The sequence below is a fragment of the Nitratireductor sp. B36 genome, from assembly GCF_020833685.1.
GTDB lineage: Bacteria > Pseudomonadota > Alphaproteobacteria > Rhizobiales > Rhizobiaceae > Nitratireductor.
In genome coordinates, this window is the sequence record NZ_JACKZY010000004.1 from 121,288 (window position 1) to 137,385 (window position 16,098).

At 62.3% G+C, this 16,098-nt stretch carries 16 protein-coding genes; 6 read left to right on the top strand and 10 right to left on the bottom strand.

Annotated elements, in window-relative coordinates; translation table 11 throughout:
- Position 1 precedes the first annotated feature (1 nt).
- From H7H48_RS16810 to H7H48_RS16830, 5 genes are all read left to right on the top strand, one after another.
- Positions 2-1,261 carry an FAD-binding oxidoreductase gene (locus H7H48_RS16810; protein WP_229450209.1) on the top strand — a complete coding sequence of 420 codons (1,260 nt, stop codon included), beginning with the start codon at positions 2-4 and terminating at the stop codon, positions 1,259-1,261.
- Between the two features lie 12 nt (positions 1,262-1,273).
- Positions 1,274-2,275 carry a 4-hydroxyproline epimerase gene (locus H7H48_RS16815; protein ID WP_229450210.1) on the top strand — a complete coding sequence of 334 codons (1,002 nt, stop codon included), beginning with the start codon at positions 1,274-1,276 and terminating at the stop codon, positions 2,273-2,275.
- 9 nt (positions 2,276-2,284) lie between these two features.
- Positions 2,285-3,397: a cis-3-hydroxy-L-proline dehydratase gene (locus H7H48_RS16820; protein ID WP_229450211.1), complete on the top strand. Its 1,113-nt coding sequence runs from the start codon at positions 2,285-2,287 to the stop codon at positions 3,395-3,397.
- Positions 3,398-3,400: 3 nt separating this feature from the next.
- Complete coding sequence (locus tag H7H48_RS16825) at positions 3,401-4,429, top strand: proline racemase family protein (protein WP_229450212.1); 1,029 nt, start codon at positions 3,401-3,403, stop codon at positions 4,427-4,429.
- Between the two features lie 120 nt (positions 4,430-4,549).
- On the top strand, positions 4,550-4,753 hold the full coding sequence (locus H7H48_RS16830; protein WP_229450213.1) for a hypothetical protein: 204 nt from the start codon (positions 4,550-4,552) through the stop codon (positions 4,751-4,753).
- 104 nt (positions 4,754-4,857) lie between these two features.
- Here the strand turns inward: H7H48_RS16830 and rpsU are convergent, their stop codons facing one another.
- The 6 genes from rpsU to cysG all read right to left on the bottom strand — a co-directional run bounded on the left by rpsU (position 4,858) and on the right by cysG (position 10,075).
- The gene (gene rpsU / locus H7H48_RS16835; protein ID WP_007010888.1) at positions 4,858-5,085 is read right to left on the bottom strand and encodes a 30S ribosomal protein S21; all 228 of its coding nucleotides are present in this window, start codon (positions 5,083-5,085) and stop codon (positions 4,858-4,860) included.
- Between the two features lie 296 nt (positions 5,086-5,381).
- Positions 5,382-5,903 (bottom strand): DUF934 domain-containing protein, encoded by a 522-nt coding sequence (locus tag H7H48_RS16840; protein ID WP_229450214.1) that lies wholly within the window; start codon positions 5,901-5,903, stop codon positions 5,382-5,384.
- Positions 5,904-5,913: 10 nt separating this feature from the next.
- Positions 5,914-6,678 (bottom strand): phosphoadenylyl-sulfate reductase, encoded by a 765-nt coding sequence (locus tag H7H48_RS16845; protein ID WP_229450215.1) that lies wholly within the window; start codon positions 6,676-6,678, stop codon positions 5,914-5,916.
- Positions 6,653-8,323, bottom strand: a complete 1,671-nt coding sequence (locus H7H48_RS16850) for a nitrite/sulfite reductase (protein ID WP_229450216.1) — start codon at positions 8,321-8,323, stop codon at positions 6,653-6,655. The genes H7H48_RS16845 and H7H48_RS16850 overlap by 26 nt, the downstream gene beginning before the upstream one ends.
- 16 nt (positions 8,324-8,339) lie before the next feature.
- Positions 8,340-8,648, bottom strand: coding sequence for a DUF2849 domain-containing protein (locus H7H48_RS16855; protein ID WP_229450217.1), 309 nt, complete (start codon positions 8,646-8,648; stop codon positions 8,340-8,342).
- Complete coding sequence (cysG, locus tag H7H48_RS16860) at positions 8,648-10,075, bottom strand: siroheme synthase CysG (protein ID WP_229450218.1); 1,428 nt, start codon at positions 10,073-10,075, stop codon at positions 8,648-8,650. The genes H7H48_RS16855 and cysG overlap by 1 nt, the downstream gene beginning before the upstream one ends.
- 226 nt (positions 10,076-10,301) lie before the next feature.
- Here cysG and H7H48_RS16865 point away from each other — a divergent pair, with 226 nt between their 5' ends.
- Positions 10,302-10,748 (top strand): host attachment protein, encoded by a 447-nt coding sequence (locus H7H48_RS16865; protein ID WP_223019348.1) that lies wholly within the window; start codon positions 10,302-10,304, stop codon positions 10,746-10,748.
- 84 nt (positions 10,749-10,832) lie between these two features.
- Here H7H48_RS16865 and H7H48_RS16870 read toward each other — a convergent pair whose 3' ends face one another.
- From H7H48_RS16870 to H7H48_RS16885, 4 genes are all read right to left on the bottom strand, one after another.
- On the bottom strand, positions 10,833-11,576 hold the full coding sequence (locus H7H48_RS16870; RefSeq protein ID WP_229450219.1) for an SDR family NAD(P)-dependent oxidoreductase: 744 nt from the start codon (positions 11,574-11,576) through the stop codon (positions 10,833-10,835).
- 75 nt (positions 11,577-11,651) lie between these two features.
- Entirely contained in the window at positions 11,652-13,883 is a 2,232-nt protein-coding gene (locus tag H7H48_RS16875; protein ID WP_229450220.1) for a transglycosylase domain-containing protein, read from the bottom strand.
- Between the two features lie 111 nt (positions 13,884-13,994).
- Complete coding sequence (locus tag H7H48_RS16880; RefSeq protein ID WP_229450221.1) at positions 13,995-14,612, bottom strand: ribonuclease D; 618 nt, start codon at positions 14,610-14,612, stop codon at positions 13,995-13,997.
- Between the two features lie 16 nt (positions 14,613-14,628).
- Positions 14,629-16,011, bottom strand: coding sequence for a dipeptidase (locus H7H48_RS16885; protein ID WP_229450222.1), 1,383 nt, complete (start codon positions 16,009-16,011; stop codon positions 14,629-14,631).
- Positions 16,012-16,098 lie beyond the last annotated feature (87 nt).

A 16,098-nucleotide genomic window follows, 5' to 3' on the forward strand; every position in this document is an offset into this window, starting at 1 on the left:
GATGGGCAAAGCCCGTTCGCAAGGAAACGCCGATGTCGCCATCATAGGCGGCGGGATCATCGGCATCGCCACTGCGTTCCGCCTGGCGCAGGCCGGCCGGCAGGTCGTACTCATAGAGCGCGATGCGCCGGCCAATGCCGCGAGCCGGGGCAATGCCGGTGCTTTCGCCTTTCCTTCCATCCTCCCGCTGGCGTCACCCGGCATTCTCTTCAAGGCGCCCAAATGGCTGTTCGATCCACTGGGGCCGCTCTCCATTCCGCCGGCGGAGTTCCCAAAGGTTCTGCCCTGGCTTCTGCGCTTCTTCCGCGCCTCCATGCCAGACCGCATCGAGGCCAGCACGGCGGCGCAGGCGGCCCTGAACCGGCTTTCCGAAACAGAAACCGCAACCCTCACGCGGGAAGCCGGGCTCGACCATCTGGTGCGCCATGATGGCGCTCTGGAGCTTTATGAGAGCGAGGCCGCATGGCGCGCCTCGCTGAAAAGCTGGGAACGTTGCGAAAAGGCCGGCGTCGAGATCGAGCACGTGGAAGGCGCACGCCTCGCCGAATTGCAGCCGGGCCTCTCGCCGAGATTGGTAAAGGGCGTGTTCCTGCCGCAGTGGAAAACGGTCAGCGACCCGCGCGACTATGCGCTTGCCCTGCTGGAAGCCGCCCGGGCGCGGGGCGTCAAGCTTGTCGCGGGAGCGGTCTCTCACCTTGCTGTTAGCACCGAAGGCGTCATGGTCACTCTTGAGGGTGGTCAAACCCTCAAGGCAGCCCATGCCGTTCTCGCCGCCGGGCCGTGGTCGAGCAAGCTCACTGCCCTGCTCGGTGACAAACTGCCCGTCACACCCGAACGCGGCTACAACACCACGCTGCCGCCCGGCAGCTTCGACCTGAAACGGCAGGTCATCTTTCCCGCGCACGGCTTCGTGGTCACGCCGCTTGCCACAGGCATCCGCGTTGGCGGCGCGTCCGAGCTTGCCGGCTTCGATGCCCCGGTCAATTACAAGCGCGCACGGAACATGCTCGACAAGGCCGCCGGTTTCCTGCCGGGTCTGAAACGCGAAGGGGGAACGGAGTGGATGGGCTCGCGCCCCTCCATGCCCGATTCGCTTCCGGTCATTGGGCGGGCCTCCTCCAGCCCCCGCATCCTCTATGCCTTCGGCCACGGCCATCTGGGGCTCACCCAGTCGGCCGCCACGGCTCGACTCATCACTGATCTCATCCTTGAACGAACCCCACCCATCGACATATCGCCCTTCCGGCCCGGCCGGTTTTGACAGGAAAGCATCATGGCGGTCAGCACCTTCACCTGTATCGACGGCCACACCTGCGGAAACCCCGTGCGTGTGGTGGCCGGCGGCGGCCCGCAGCTCCAGGGTTCCACCATGCTGGAGCGCCGCGCGCACTTCCTCGCCGAATATGACTGGATTCGCACCGGCCTGATGTTCGAGCCGCGCGGCCACGACATGATGTCCGGCTCCATCCTCTATCCGCCCACGCGGGAGGATTGCGACATCGGCATCCTCTTCATCGAAACGTCGGGCTGCCTGCCCATGTGCGGGCATGGCACGATTGGCACCATCACCATCGGCATCGAAAACGGCCTCATCCGTCCGCGCGAGCCCGGCGTGGTCCGTCTCGACACGCCGGCGGGCCTTGTCGTTGTGGAGTACGAGCAGAACGATCGTTTTGTCGAAAAGGTGCGCCTCACCAATGTGCCGGCCTTCGTTCATGCGACCGGTCTCACAGCCGAGGTCGAGGGGCTTGGCGAAGTCACGGTCGATGTCGCCTATGGCGGCAATTTCTACGCCATCGTCGAGCCGCAGCCTGCCTTCGAGGATATGGCGAACCACACGGCGGGCGAGCTCATAGGCTGGAGCCCGAAACTGCGCGCCGCCCTCAACGCGAAATACGATTTCGTGCATCCTGAAAAGCCCGACATCAAGGGCCTGAGCCACATTCTGTGGACCGGCAAACCCACTCGGCCTGAAGCGCACGCGCGCAATGCGGTGTTTTATGGCGACAAGGCCATCGACCGCTCACCCTGCGGCACGGGCACCTCGGCGCGTATGGCGCATTGGCATGCGAAAGGGCTCCTGAAACCCGGCGACGATTTCGTCCACGAAAGCATCATCGGCTCCATGTTCGAAGGCCGTGTGGAGGCCGAAACGCAGGTTGCAGGCAAGCCCGCCATCGTGCCTTCGGTCGCCGGCTGGGCGCGTGTCACGGGCTACAACACGATCATGATCGACGACCGCGATCCCTATGCCCACGGCTTTGTTGTCGTTTGAGGAGAGACCATGAAAATCACAGCTATCCGCGCCTATCAGGTCGACCTGCCGCTGAAGGAAGGGCGCTATTCATGGTCGAACGGAAATTTTGTCGAGGTCTTCGATTCCACCGTCGTCGCCATCGAGACGGATGAGGGCATCACCGGCTATGCCGAATGCTGCCCGCTGGGTTCGGCCTATCTGCCGTCCTATGCGCGCGGCGTGCGGGCCGGACTTGAGGAAATCGCACCAAAGCTGATCGGCCTCGATCCCACCAATCTCGGTCTCGTCAACCGCAGCATGGATGCGGCACTCAACGGCCACCCCTATGTGAAAGCGCCGCTCGACATCGCCTGCTGGGATCTTCTCGGCAAGGCAAGCGGCCTGCCGCTGGTCACGCTTCTCGGCGGCAGTGCGCAGGACGAGGTGCGCCTCTACCGCGCCATCTCGCAGGAAGACCCGGATCAGATGGCAAAGAAGATCGCCGGCTACAAGGCCGAGGGCTACACCAAGTTCCAGCTCAAGGTCGGCGGCAATGCGGATGACGACATCGCCCGCATCCGCGCCTGCCGCGAAATCCTCGACGACACGGACATTCTCGTGGCCGACGCCAACACCGGCTGGACGCGGCACGAGGCAGCACGTGTGGTCGATGCGGTGGCCGATCTCGATGTCTATATCGAGCAGCCATGCGCCACCTATGACGAGTGCCTGTCGATCCGCCGCCGCACGGCAAAGCCTTTCGTCATGGATGAAAACATCACCGGTCTGGATATGCTCGTACGCGGCCTGGCCGACGACGCATTCGACGTCATCAACCTGAAAATCTCCAAGGTCGGTGGCCTTTCGAAGGCGCGCACCATGCGCAATGTGTGCGTGGCACACGGCATCCCCATGACCATCGAAGACACATGGGGCGGCGACATCGTCACCGCCGCGATTGCCCATCTGGCGCAGTCGACCCCGTCCGATTTCGTCTTCTCGGCAACGGATTTCAATTCCTACGGCACAAAAGCCATCGCCGCCAACGCGCCGAAGCGCGTCAATGGCGGCATGAAAGCGCCGTCCGGGCCGGGCCTCGGTATCGAGCCTGATTTCGAAGCGCTCGGCGCGCCAGTCCTGTCGTTTGACAAAGGCGCTTGAGCCATGCGCTCCAGCCGGGTCATCCACATCGTCTCCTGCCATGCCGAGGGCGAGGTGGGCGACGTCATTGTCGGCGGGGTGCTCCCACCGCCCGGGGATACGCTGTGGGAGCAGCGCAGTTTCATCGCCCGAGATCAAAACCTGCGCAATTTTGTGCTCAATGAGCCGCGCGGCGGCGTCTTCCGCCATGTCAATCTTCTCGTCCCGCCAAAGAATCCGGCAGCCGATATGGGCTTCATCATCATGGAGCCGGAAGACACGCCGCCCATGTCTGGCTCCAATTCCATCTGCGTCGCCACCGTGCTGCTCGACACGGGCATCGTGCCCATGACCGAGCCCGAGACGAAGCTCGTTCTGGAAGCGCCGGGCGGTCTCGTTCAGGTGGTTGCCGAATGCCGCAACGGCAAGGCAGAGCGCATTCGTGTCACCAATGTGCCCTCCTTCGCTGACCGTCTGGACGCGCCTCTGGAGGTCGCGGGTCTCGGCACGCTCACGGTCGATACCGCCTATGGCGGCGACAGTTTCGTCATCGCCGATGCTGCCGCACTCGGCTTCTCCGTCACGCCGGATGAAGCCCGCGATCTGGCCGAAACCGGCGCGAAGATCACAAGGGCTGCCAATGAGCAGCTTGGCTTCACCCATCCCGACAACCCGGAATGGGATCACATTTCCTTCTGCCAGCTCGCCCTGCCGGTCGAGGAAACCGCGGATGGTCTTGTCGGGCGCAACACGGTCGTCATTCGCCCGGCCAAGCTCGACCGGTCGCCGACCGGCACCGGATGCTCCGCCCGTATGGCCGTGCTCTATGCGCAGGGGCGCATGAAGGTGGGAGATCGGTTCACAGGCGTGTCTGTGCTCGGTTCTCGTTTTGAGTGCAGCATCGTGAGCGAAACATTCGCAGGAGATAAGCTGGCTATCATACCTGAGATCGCCGGACGAGGGTGGGTCACGGGGACCCACCAACTGATGCTCGACCCGTCCGATCCATGGCCGCACGGATACCGGGTTTCAGACACTTGGGCAGACAATTAAAGTTTTAGGAAAAATTTACCCTGTTGCTCAAACATGGCCGAAGTGCCTCATTTCTCGGAACAAATCCTCATCTGGCGGTTTAACTCCATAAGTGCGATTTGAAACGATTGAGCAAGGACAATGACGCGACACGAAAAACGACAGGAGCGCCAGAGCGACGCAAATCGCGCTGACACTGCGCGCAGTGTCAGACAGCGTCTTGGCCACCCTGAAAACACGCGGTTTCTGAACAGGATGCCGCATTTCTCGCTGGACACCGACATGCCCGAAGAGTTTCACGACCTTCTCGGCAAGCTCGATGAAGCCGAGCGACGCGCCGGCTGATCCATTTCAGACCGAAACGGTGAATCAAAACAGGGACGGGGCCTGAGCCGCACCGTCCCTGTTTTCAAATCCGATAAAATCAGGCGATGCCTGATCGTCAGCCCTCAGGCTGCGCGGCGCTTCTTCGGCAGAAGGCCTTCGCGCTGGGCCTGTTTGCGGGCCAGTTTGCGTGCGCGGCGGACAGCTTCGGCACGCTGGCGTGCGCGCTTTTCCGACGGCTTTTCATAAGAACGGCGGGATTTCATCTCCCGGAAAACACCCTCGCGCTGCATCTTCTTCTTGAGCACTTTAAGGGCCTGATCGACATTGTTGTCGCGAACGATAACCTGCAATGGACTTCCTTCTTCAGTTGGCGTTTCAGTGGTTGAGCGTGGCCAATGCGCTGAAAAGCGCGAAGAACAGCTCTCGATCAATCTTATTCTACATCGGTGCAAGGGCCTGGCATCAGCCGGCGCAAAGATGCAAAGGCGCCCAGGCGAAGGGGCGACTCAAGATGGGGCGCACCATAACAGAAGTTATGCGGAATGCACCCCTTGGCAGAGATATAGGTCAGAAATGGGAGATTTCGAGATGAAATGACGCAGAATGCCGCGCAAATCCCGTGAATTCTTTGGATTTCCTTGGAAAATCACGCGGAAATACGCCTCCACGCATAGGAACCGGGCGCGGCCGCTGCCTTCGCCGCAGGTTGATAGTAGAGCGGAATGCCGGCTTCTTTCCCGGCCTCCAGTTGGCTGATCGTGAAGGCATTGACGATCTCGAGTGTGGAAAACCCGACCCGGAACATGTGTGCGACCTGATCTATCAATACGTCGCCTGTTGCCCGGATTTCCCCACGATACGCGTGGCGGCTGCGCAAGAGTTCCGCCTTGGAATAACTGCGCCCGTCGTTGAAAGCAGGAAAGGCCAGCGCCACAAGCGGGAGGTGCTCGAGATGCGGCAACAGTAGATCCAGTGGTTCGCCCGGCTGCAGCTCCACACCAATCCGGCCCGCGGCTTCCTCGCGCGCCTCTTCCTCAAGTTCGAGGTAAGCAGCCAGCGGCACGATAAAATGCTGGCCGTCGCCCGGCACCGCGGCCTCTCCACGCCTCTCCCAGATGTTCTTGCGAAATGCCCTGCCGTCCCAGAGCTTCGGATGCGGTTCATTCATGAAGCTGTTCCTAACGCGATGGAGAGAGCGCGGCCTCGAGGCCGGGCAGGTGAATACCGCATTCGATCTTGGCTTGCCCCGCCCAGCGCCCCGCACGCGGGTCTTCTCCCGGGCTGACCGGGCTGGTGCATGGAAAGCAGCCGATGGAAAGATAGCCGAAAGCCACCAGCGGGTTCTGGCGCAGCTCATTCTGGCGCATGTAGTTGGCCTGATCCTCAGTGGTCCACCGCGCCAGGGGGTTTACACGAATCCGGGGTCCCACCGCCTCGAACACGGGCATCTGGGCGCGGGTCGCAGCCTGAGCGCGCTTCCGGCCGGTAAACCATGCGCGATAAGGCTCGACCGCACGTGCCATCGGCTCCACCTTGCGGATGTCGCAGCAGAGATCCGTGTCGCGTTGGTGAAGGGTCCCATCCGGGTCCTGCTCGGCGAGCGCCTTGGCGCGCGGAGCGACGATCTTGAGATTGGTCAGCCCGAGGTCGGCGACCAGCTGATCACGATAGTCCAGCGTTTCACCGAAATGCTGGCCCGTGTCCAGAAACGCCACCGGAATCCCCGGATCGACTTTCGCGATCAGATGCAGCAAGGCGGCCGAATCCGCCCCGAAGGAAGACGTCGCTCCGATGCCGCCCGCATCCCGAAACAGATCGATCGCGACGGCGATGATTTCTTCGGCGGGAAGATAGCCATACCTATCGTTCAGCGCGATAGCGAGTTCGGTCGCATCGCCACTGGCGGCGAAATCGCGATCAAGCTGCCTTGGCTTCGTGGCCATAAAGGGCCTCCTTGAATGGTGCGGGGCCAAGCCTGCGATAGGCGTCGAGGAAACTCTCATTGCTGTTTTCGCGTCGTGCGAGATAGGTGTCGACAATGGTCTCCACCGCGTCGGTGATCTCGTCGGGCGCAAAGCCACGCCCGATGATCTCGCCGATGGTCGAGCCCTCACGCGCCGAACCGCCAAGGGTTACCTGGTAGAGCTCCGTGCCCTTCTTCTCGACACCGAGAATGCCGATATGGCCGACATGGTGATGCCCGCAGGCATTGATGCAGCCGGAGATCTTGATCTGCAGATCCCCGATTTCGTCCTGCCGGGCCTGAGAGGCAAAGCGCTCAGAAATTTCCTGCGCCACAGGGATGGAGCGGGCATTGGCCAGCGCGCAATAATCGAGCCCGGGGCAGGCGATGATGTCGGTGATCAGCCCGGCATTGGAGGTTGCCAGCCCGATCTCGACAAGTGCGGCATGAAGCGCAGGAAGATCGGCCCGCGCCACATGCGGCAGGATCAGATTCTGCTCATGGCTCACGCGGATTTCGTCATTGCCATACTGCTCTGCAAGGTCGGCAATCGCGTCCATCTGTACGTCAGTCGCATCGCCCGGCACCTCGCCGATACCCTTCAGCGAAACGGTCACGGAAGCATAGTCGGGGTTGCGATGCGTGTGCGCGTTGCGGCGCAGCCAGTCGGCAAAACCGGGGTTGGCCTTGACCGCTTTGCTCACCACCGCGTCGCCTTCCGGGCGTGCTTTCAGCTTTGGCGGTGCGAAATAGGCTTCTATGGCGCGAATATCGGCCTCGGGCAGCTTCAGCTCGCTTTCGCGGAGCTCGTCGAACTCCTTCTCCACCTGCGCCTTCAGCTCTTCCGTGCCGGTCTCGTGCACGAGGATCTTGATCCGGGCCTTGTATTTGTTGTCGCGCCGTCCGTTCAGATTGTAGACGCGCAGGATCGCCGTCACATAGGTGAGCAGGTCGCGCTCCGGCAGGAAATCGCGGATTTTCTTGGCGACCATGGGTGTGCGGCCAAGACCGCCGCCGACAAACACGGCAAAGCCGAGCTCGCCTCTGTCATTCTTCTTCAGATGCAGGCCGATATCGTGCACTTCGATAGCCGCACGGTCACGTGCCGCGCCCGTCACGGCAATCTTGAACTTGCGCGGCAGGTAGGAGAATTCCGGATGCAGCGATGACCATTGCCGCAGGATTTCGGCATAGGGGCGGGGGTCCGCCACTTCATCGGCCGCCGCACCGGCAAAATGGTCTGCTGTCACATTGCGTATGCAGTTTCCGGAGGTCTGGATGGCGTGCATCTCCACCTCGGCGAGCTCTTCCAGAATGCGTGGAATGTCGACCAGCTTCGGCCAGTGAAACTGCAGGTTCTGACGCGTGGTGAAGTGGCCATAGCCCTTGTCATAGGTGCGCGCGATATGCGCCAGCTTGCGCATCTGGCGCGGCGAGAGGGAGCCATAGGGAATGGCGATCCGCAGCATATAGGCGTGCAGCTGCAGATAAACGCCATTCATCAGCCGGAGCGGCTTGAACTGGTCTTCCGTCAGCTCACCCGACAGGCGGCGCTTCACCTGGTCGGTGAACTCCGCAACGCGGGCTTTCACGAAGGCTTGGTCGAATTCGTCGTAACGATACATGAAACGTGACCTGGCTTTAGGCGGCGCTGAGCGCAGCATTGCGCGCTTGCTTGCCGATCTCTGGATGAATGGAAGGCCCGCCGGCGCGGATGCGCTCGCGCAGGCGTTTGGGGAGGATGCGGCCCTCGACGATCTCCACGTCGACCAGCGTGACGTCGATCACGATGTTGGCGGCAAGAGCGAGGTTCCCGGCAGCGGCAATGCGCGCCTCATCCTCGGGATCCCTGGCCACATGGGCGGCATCGATCGTGTCGACCCAGCGGTCGCCGGCTCCCAGCCACACGGTTTCACCATCGGTCAGGCGATTAGCGGCTACAATCTTCATCACGCGCGCTCCAGCTGGTGCTTGTGGGATGCGAGCGCTTCCGAGCGCTCGAAATTCGCGCCGGCCACTGCATCGCCGATCAGCGTCATCACGGGGCCGGTCAGTTCGTTGCGGTCTGCAAGCGAGGGCAGGTCGTGAAGCGTTCCGTGCAGGAGCCGCCTGTCGTTGCGACTGGCGTTCTCGATCACGGCCACGGCGGTGTCCGGCGAAAGTCCTGCCTCGACGAGACGGCCCGCCACATCGGCAGCCACCGAGCGCCCCATATAGACGGCGATGGTCGCGCCGGAGACGGCGAGGCTCGCCCAGTCGGGCAGGGTGCGGCCCTTCAGGTCATGGCCGGTGGTGAACACGATGGAGGAGGCAATGCCGCGCAGCGTCAGCGGCAGCTCGAAATCGGCAGCGGCGGCGAAGGCGGCGGTCACGCCCGGCACAACTTCATAGGAGACAGCCGCTTCACGGAGTGCCGCCATTTCCTCACCCGCGCGCCCGAAGATCAGCGGATCGCCGGATTTCAGCCGTACAACGCGCTTGCCCGCGCGTCCCAGCGCCACGAGCAGATCGTTGATCTCCTCCTGGCTCTTGGAGTGGCAGCCCTTGCGCTTGCCTACGGAGATGCGCTCTGCATCGCGTCGGCCCATCGCCACCACGGCCTCCGGCACCAGCGCGTCATAGACAATGACATCCGCCTCCATCAGAAGGCGCTGTGCGCGCAGTGTCAGAAGGTCTTCCGCGCCGGGACCGGCGCCCACCAGCGCGATGTGGCCCGGAATGTCTTCACCAGCCGCCAGAAGGCTGGAGGCGCTGCGGCGGGCAGCGGCCACGTCTCCCCGCTCGACCGCGCGGGCTGTGTCGCCGGTGAAGAAGGCTTTCCAGAACCGGCGACGCGCTAGGCCGCGGGGCACCAGCCGGTCGACGGCGTCGCGGTATTGTGTGCCAAGTTGGGCGAGTACGCCAAGCGATGGGGACAGCATCTGGTCGACGCGCGCCCGCACCATTTGCGCCAGCACCGGTCCGGCCCCCTCGGTCCCGATGGCCACCGCGAGCGGAGCCCGGTTCACAAGGGCCGGTGTATAGAAATCGCAAAGCTCGGGCCGGTCCACTGCGTTGACGGGGATGGAGCGAGCCCGCGCATCCGCGACAATGACGCGATCCTGCGCCTCGTCGTCGGTTGCGGCGAAAACAAGCGCTGCGTTTTCGATGTAGCGCGGAGCATAGGGCGCGCGGATCAGATGGGCTCCATTTTCCGCCGCCCATGCGGCGAGCGCTTTCTCGGGCGCGTCTGCAACCAGCGTGAGCGCCGCTTTCGACTGGCCCAGCAACCGCGCCTTCGCAAGCGCCTCATCCCCATTGCCGACAATGACGACAGCACGGTTCTCTACCCGCAGGAACACGGGGAAAGCGGCAAGCTTTTGGGTCTTAGTCGTCATGGTTTGCGAGCCTTCTCGAACGATGCCCGCAATAATGGCGGTTTGCAGCGTCGCCTGAGAAGAAACACACTCGCTGCCGCATGAATGTGACAAGATTGCTTTTTCACCGCACCGCTTCGCGGCAGCAAATCCTTCCCCGAGCATATGAGGATCCCCATATCCGGTGTGTGGAACGGGAAGCGAGAGGCTGCGTTTCCTCAGGACCGTAGAAGCAATGGAGATTGATATGGCTGAGTTCCGGCTCGTACACGATGCTTGGGTTGTCGTCGCCGATGGCGAAAAGGCGCTGTTTCTTCGCAATGAGGGCGACGCGACTTATCCCAATCTTCAGGTGGTGCGAACGATCCATGAAGAAAATCCGCCAAGCCGTGAGCAGGGCACCGACAAGCCGGGACGCTTCAACGACGGCCATGGGGTTCACCGCAGCGCAGTGGACGAAACCGACTGGCACCGTATCGAGAAGGAGCGTTTTGCCGCCGACGTCGCCGAGCGGCTATACAAGCTCGCGCACAAGGGCAAGTTCAGCAAGCTGGTGCTCGTCGCCCCGCCGCTGGTGCTGGGCGAGTTGCGCAAGGAGATGCACAAGGAAGTGGAAGACAAGGTGATCGGCGAGGTCGCCAAGACGCTGACCAATCACACGGTCGGCGATATAGAAAAGGTGCTGATGCAGTAGATGAGGTGGGTTGGGCGGCGCCAACAAACGCGCCGCCGAAGCGCCATTGAGGGGCACCACCAAAATCGATCACGCTCAAAGGTATTAAACGTGCTGGCCGCCGTTGATGTGAATTTCCGAGCCAGACACATAGGACGACTGATCCGAGCAAAGGAAATAGATCGTCTCAGCCACTTCCGACGTCTGCCCAAGCCGGCGTAGCGGGATGGTCTCGACGATCTTTTCCGTTCCGGGGGAGAGTATGGAGGTTTCGATCTCGCCCGGTGCGATGGCGTTGACGCGAATGCCATGCGGACCGAAATCGGCTGCCATCTCCCGCGTGAGCGCCACGAGCGCTGCCTTGGAGGTCGCATAGGCGGTTCCGGCGAAAGGGTGCACGCGGCTGCCGACAATGGAAGTGACGTTCACAACAGAGCCCTTCGCGTTGCCCAACTCCTTGAAGAGCCCGCGCGCAAGCATGATCGGTGCGAAGAAATTCACCTGAAACACATCGCGCCACATATGCATCGGCGTTTCGATGGAGTTCATCCTTTTGCCGCCTTCGAGCTTGGGCGAAATGGCGGCGTTGTTGACCAGCGCGTCCAGCCGTCCGCCATTCGCTTCCAGCCGGTGGCGAATTTCGGCGATGGCAATGCCGACGTCTTCCTGGTCGGAAAGATCGACTTTGATATGATCTTCCGGCCCGGCAGGCCACGGGCAATCCTCCGCAAAGGCCTGTCTTGAGCAGGTGATCACCCGCCAGCCTTCCCGAGAAAAACGCTTCACCGTCGCGTGGCCAATACCTCGGCTCGCACCTGTCAAAACCAGTGTCTTGCGTTCGTCGGCCATGCCCTGCTCCCTGTTCCGCTCCTATGTAAGCGAGAGTGGAGGCGAATGCGATAGGCAAAAGCGGACTGGCTGGCTCTAATTTCCGAGAATGATGTCGAGGATGGAGGTCTGCTTCCTCTGCACGCCACCCCCCACATTGGCAGGCGGTACGGGGCGGCGAACGGAAGCGGTGTGACCCGGATCGCCGCCGGAAGGCACCGCAGCGGGCGGTGTCGGGTGCCCCTGCGGGGCCTGCGTCCCGCCACCAACGGATGCCTGCGGGACCGGGGGTGTCTGCGGTTCCCTTGCCGCAATGCCGGGCGCCGGAGCGCCAGGGCTCCAGGAGCCTGGCAAGCGTTTCACCGGTCGTCCCTTTTCCGCTTCCTCCATGAATGCCTTCCAGGCAGGAACAGGCATGGAGCTGCCGGTTGCCTTCGTTGCCTTGGAGGCGTCGTTGCCAAACCAGACGCCCGTCACCAGATCGGCCGTATATCCGACGAACCATGCGTCGCGCGATTGCTGGGTGGTTCCCGTTTTGCCTGCCGCCGGGCGACCGATGTTCGCCGCGCGCGCACTGCCATATTCCACGGTTTCTTGCATCATCGCATTCATCATGCCGATGATCTCCGGGCTTGCCACCCGTGTCATGCGCGGGCGGTCGTGCTGGTATAGCACCTTGCCGGACGATGTGGTGATGCGCTGCACGAAATAGACCTCTGGCCTGTAGCCGCCGGTGGCGAAGGGCAGATAGGCCGCGGTCAGTTCCAGCGGCGTTACCTCCGAGGTCCCAAGCGCGATGGAGGCATTGGCTTTCAGGTCGGATTCGATGCCCATTCGGTGCGCGAGCTCGACCACGGATTTGGGTCCGACTTCCATGGCGAGCTGGGCGGCGACCGAATTGAGCGAACGCGCGAGGGCTTCTGAAAGCGTCACCGGACCATAATACTTGCCTTTGTAGTTTTCCGGCGTCCATTTGCCGATCTTGATCGGCGCGTCGTTGCGCACGCTATCAGGCCGCCGGCCCTGCTCGAGCGCGGCCATGAAGACGAAGGGCTTGAAGGCCGAGCCCGGCTGCCTGCGCGCCTCGGAAGCGCGGTCGAACTGGCTGTTGGCATAGTCATAGCCACCCACCATCGCCCGCACCGCTCCGGTGGTGTCTATGGAAACGAGCGCGCCCTGGCTGACGGCGAGCTTGCCGCCTTTCTCGTCGATCAGGCTGCGAATGGTCTTTTCGGCCTGCTTTTGAAGACGAAGATCGACCGTGGCTTCCACAATGATGTCGCTCTTCACATCGCCGATGAGCGCCGGCAGTTCCTCCATCACCCGGTCGGCGAAATAGTGCTCCGAGCCGGTCCAGTAGGCCGCAGCGCGCGTGGCGGGTCGGCTCATGGCGGTGGTCATCTCGCTGTCGCCGATCATGCCCTGGTCGCGCATGGCGGTCAGCACCACCTGCGCCCGTGTTTCGGCGGCCTGTGGGTCGCGCGCGGGCGACAGGCGCGAGGGGGCTTTCAGAAGGCCGGCCAGGAGCGCGGCTTCCGAGAGCGTGACATCCCGTGCGGACTTGTTGAAATAGCGCCGCGAGGCCGCCTCCACACCATAGGCGCCCGAGCCGAAATAGACACGGTTCAGATACATTTCCAGGATCTGGTCCTTGGAATGTTTCTGCTCCAGCCACAGCGCCAGAAGCACCTCCTGCACCTTGCGCTCAATCGTCCGGTCGGGCTTCAGAAAGAGGTTCTTGGCGAGCTGTTGCGTCAGAGTGGAGCCACCCTGTGTCAGCCGTCCAGCCATCACATTCTCCGCCATGGCGCGGGCAAGGCCGATCGGGTCCACACCGAAATGCGAGTAGAATCGGCGGTCCTCGATGGCGATCACGGCCTGCGGGATGAAGGGCGACATTTCGTGCAGGCCCACCGCCTCGCCACCTGTCATGCCGCGATTGGCAATCATGTCCCCGTCAGCCGAAACAATTTTCACATTGGGTGGTCGGTCGGGAATTTCCCACGTGGTCGCTGAGGGCATCTTGGCGCCATAGTAAGCGGTGATGCCGGCAGCGGCGATACCGCCCCACAGGGCCAAAACGAGCGACCAGTAGACGGCGGTGCGCAGGAAGCTGAAGAAGCCAGCGCCCCCGCCATTCTTGCGCCGCGGGCTGGCGCGGCGAGCGGTTTTCGCTCCCTTGGCGCTCTTGCCTTTGCCCGGCCTGCGCCGCTGGCGTGAAGGCACGACGCGGTCGCCGTCACCGAGTTTCAGATCGTCGCTGCCCCGGCGCGCCGCTGGCGCGTCGAAAGTCGGCTCGATCCTTCGGTTTTTCGTCCTGCGCGCCATACGTTCACAAACCCCGCAACCCTGCACCCGCACATCTCATTGCGGGCACAGTAAAAGGCAGCGGTTTAAGGCGCAGTTAAGTCAAATTAAACAAAATCGGCCGGGCAGCGCTCAGCTATGGGCGAAAATGTCTGCCTCTTCCCAGCCCATCAGGTCCAGTTTCGCCCGTGTCGGCAGAAAGCGGAAACAGGCTTCCGCCTCGCGTGTGCGCTTCTCGCGCTCAAGCCGTACGATCAGCTTTTCGCGCAACTGATGCAGGTAGAGCACGTCGGACGCCGCATATTCGAGCTGCTCGGGCGAAAGCTCCTCGGCTGCCCAGTCGGAAGACTGCTGCGCCTTCGAAAGCGACACTCCAAGCAGTTCGTTGCAGAGATCCTTTAGCCCGTGGCGATCCGTATAGGTACGGGTGAGGCGCGAGGCGATCTTGGAGCAGAACACGGGCTCCGGCATCACGCCGAAGCTGTGATAGAGCACCGCCAGATCGAAACGCGCAAAGTGAAACAGCTTGGTGATTTTGCGGTTCTTCAATAGCGCGACGAGGTTCGGCGCCTTTTTCTGCCCGGCATCGATCTGCACCACATCGGCCGTGCCGTCGCCCGGCGAGAGCTGGACCACGCACAGCCGGTCGCGGTGGGGCTTCAGTCCCAGCGTCTCCGTGTCGATGGCAACGGCATCAACATTGTAGTTGCTGAGATCGGGCAGGTCGTTCTTGTGAAATCGGATCGTCATGGCGTGTCTTCCAGGCTTACTTGCTGCTCAGGGCATCGAGAATGCGGACCCAGGAGCGCTGGCCGCGATGGAACGAATTCAAATCGTATTTCTCATTCGGCGAATGGATACGATCATCCTGAAGGCCGAAGCCGACCAGAAGTGTTTCCATATCGAGCATACGGCGGAACTCGCCGGCAATCGGAATGGAACCGCCCATGGCGATTGCCACTGCGGGCTTCGGCCATTCGTCGCTCAGCGCACCCTGCGCCTTCGTCACCAGCGGCATGTCATAGTCGAGCTGGAAGGCGGGCGAGCCGCCATGCGGATGAAATTCCACGCGGCAATCGGCCGGCAGGCGCTCTTCGACGAATTTGCGGAAGGCGGTGCGGATCTTGTCCGGGTCCTGCTTGTGCACCAGCCGGAACGAGACCTTGGCGGAAGCCTCAGCCGGAATGACAGTCTTGAAGCCTTCGCCGGTGTAGCCGCCGGTAATGCCGTTCACTTCCGCGGTTGGGCGCGCCCAGACGAGCTCGAGTGCCGAGCGGTCCTTCTCGCCAAAAAGCTTTGAAAGCCCGATCGGACCGAGAAAGTTTTCGGTCGTCTCGCCCAGCCCTTCCCAGCTTTTCAGGATTTCCGCCGGTGTTTCCTCAACGCCCTCATAGAAACCGGGCACGGTTATGCGCCCGTTCTCGTCATGCAGGTCGCCCAGAATGCGGGCCAGAACCGTGATCGGATTGGCCGCCGCGCCGCCGAAAAAGCCCGAATGCAGGTCGCGGTCAGCCGCCTTTATGGTGATTTCCTCGCCGACAAGCCCGCGCAGGCCGACGCAGACGGCGGGCGTCTCCGGGTCCCACATGGCGGTGTCGCACACCAGCGCGTATTCGGCTGAAAGCTCTGCGCGGTTTTCTTCCAGGAAGGGACGCAGCGAAGGCGAGCCGGATTCCTCTTCGCCCTCGAACAGAATGGTGATCCTGCAGGGCAGCTTGCCATGCACCGCCTTATAGGCGCGGCAGGCTTCCACAAAGGTCATGAGCTGGCCTTTGTCATCGGAAGACCCACGCCCGATGATCGCCTTGCGGCCGGGTTCGATCTCTTTCACCGACGGGTCGAACGGATCATTGTCCCACAGGTTCAGCGGGTCGACCGGCTGCACGTCATAATGCCCGTAAAAAAGCACGTGCGGCCCTTCGCCGTCATGATGCGCCACCACCATCGGATGGCCTGCCGTGTCACGCACGCTGGCCTCGAAGCCGATTGTCTTCAGGTCTTCCACCAGCCATTCGGCAGCCCTCCGGCATTCTGCCGAGAAGGCCGGGTCGGTGGAGATCGATTTGATCTTCAGGAGGTGGAAAAGCCGCTCCAGACTCTGATCGATGGAACGATCGAGCTGATCGAGAACCGGGGCGATATCGGACATGGAAAGCTCCTGAAGACTGTTCGGAGAAGATATTGAAGCGACCTAACACATACCGGCAGTGATGAGGAAAGGAAAAAGGGCCGCACA

Bases quoted from the DNA above. Each gene is read 5' to 3' on its own strand.
- H7H48_RS16810 (WP_229450209.1), top strand. From the start codon at position 2: ATGGGCAAAGCCCGTTCGCAAGGAAACGCCGATGTCGCCATCATAGGC.
- H7H48_RS16815 (WP_229450210.1), top strand. From the start codon at position 1,274: ATGGCGGTCAGCACCTTCACCTGTATCGACGGCCACACCTGCGGAAAC.
- H7H48_RS16820 (WP_229450211.1), top strand. From the start codon at position 2,285: ATGAAAATCACAGCTATCCGCGCCTATCAGGTCGACCTGCCGCTGAAG.
- H7H48_RS16825 (WP_229450212.1), top strand. From the start codon at position 3,401: ATGCGCTCCAGCCGGGTCATCCACATCGTCTCCTGCCATGCCGAGGGC.
- H7H48_RS16830 (WP_229450213.1), top strand. From the start codon at position 4,550: ATGACGCGACACGAAAAACGACAGGAGCGCCAGAGCGACGCAAATCGC.
- H7H48_RS16840 (WP_229450214.1), bottom strand. From the start codon at position 5,903: ATGAATGAACCGCATCCGAAGCTCTGGGACGGCAGGGCATTTCGCAAG.
- H7H48_RS16845 (WP_229450215.1), bottom strand. From the start codon at position 6,678: ATGGCCACGAAGCCAAGGCAGCTTGATCGCGATTTCGCCGCCAGTGGC.
- H7H48_RS16850 (WP_229450216.1), bottom strand. From the start codon at position 8,323: ATGTATCGTTACGACGAATTCGACCAAGCCTTCGTGAAAGCCCGCGTT.
- H7H48_RS16855 (WP_229450217.1), bottom strand. From the start codon at position 8,648: ATGAAGATTGTAGCCGCTAATCGCCTGACCGATGGTGAAACCGTGTGG.
- cysG (WP_229450218.1), bottom strand. From the start codon at position 10,075: ATGACGACTAAGACCCAAAAGCTTGCCGCTTTCCCCGTGTTCCTGCGG.
- H7H48_RS16865 (WP_223019348.1), top strand. From the start codon at position 10,302: ATGGCTGAGTTCCGGCTCGTACACGATGCTTGGGTTGTCGTCGCCGAT.
- H7H48_RS16870 (WP_229450219.1), bottom strand. From the start codon at position 11,576: ATGGCCGACGAACGCAAGACACTGGTTTTGACAGGTGCGAGCCGAGGT.
- H7H48_RS16875 (WP_229450220.1), bottom strand. From the start codon at position 13,883: ATGGCGCGCAGGACGAAAAACCGAAGGATCGAGCCGACTTTCGACGCG.
- H7H48_RS16880 (WP_229450221.1), bottom strand. From the start codon at position 14,612: ATGACGATCCGATTTCACAAGAACGACCTGCCCGATCTCAGCAACTAC.
- H7H48_RS16885 (WP_229450222.1), bottom strand. From the start codon at position 16,011: ATGTCCGATATCGCCCCGGTTCTCGATCAGCTCGATCGTTCCATCGAT.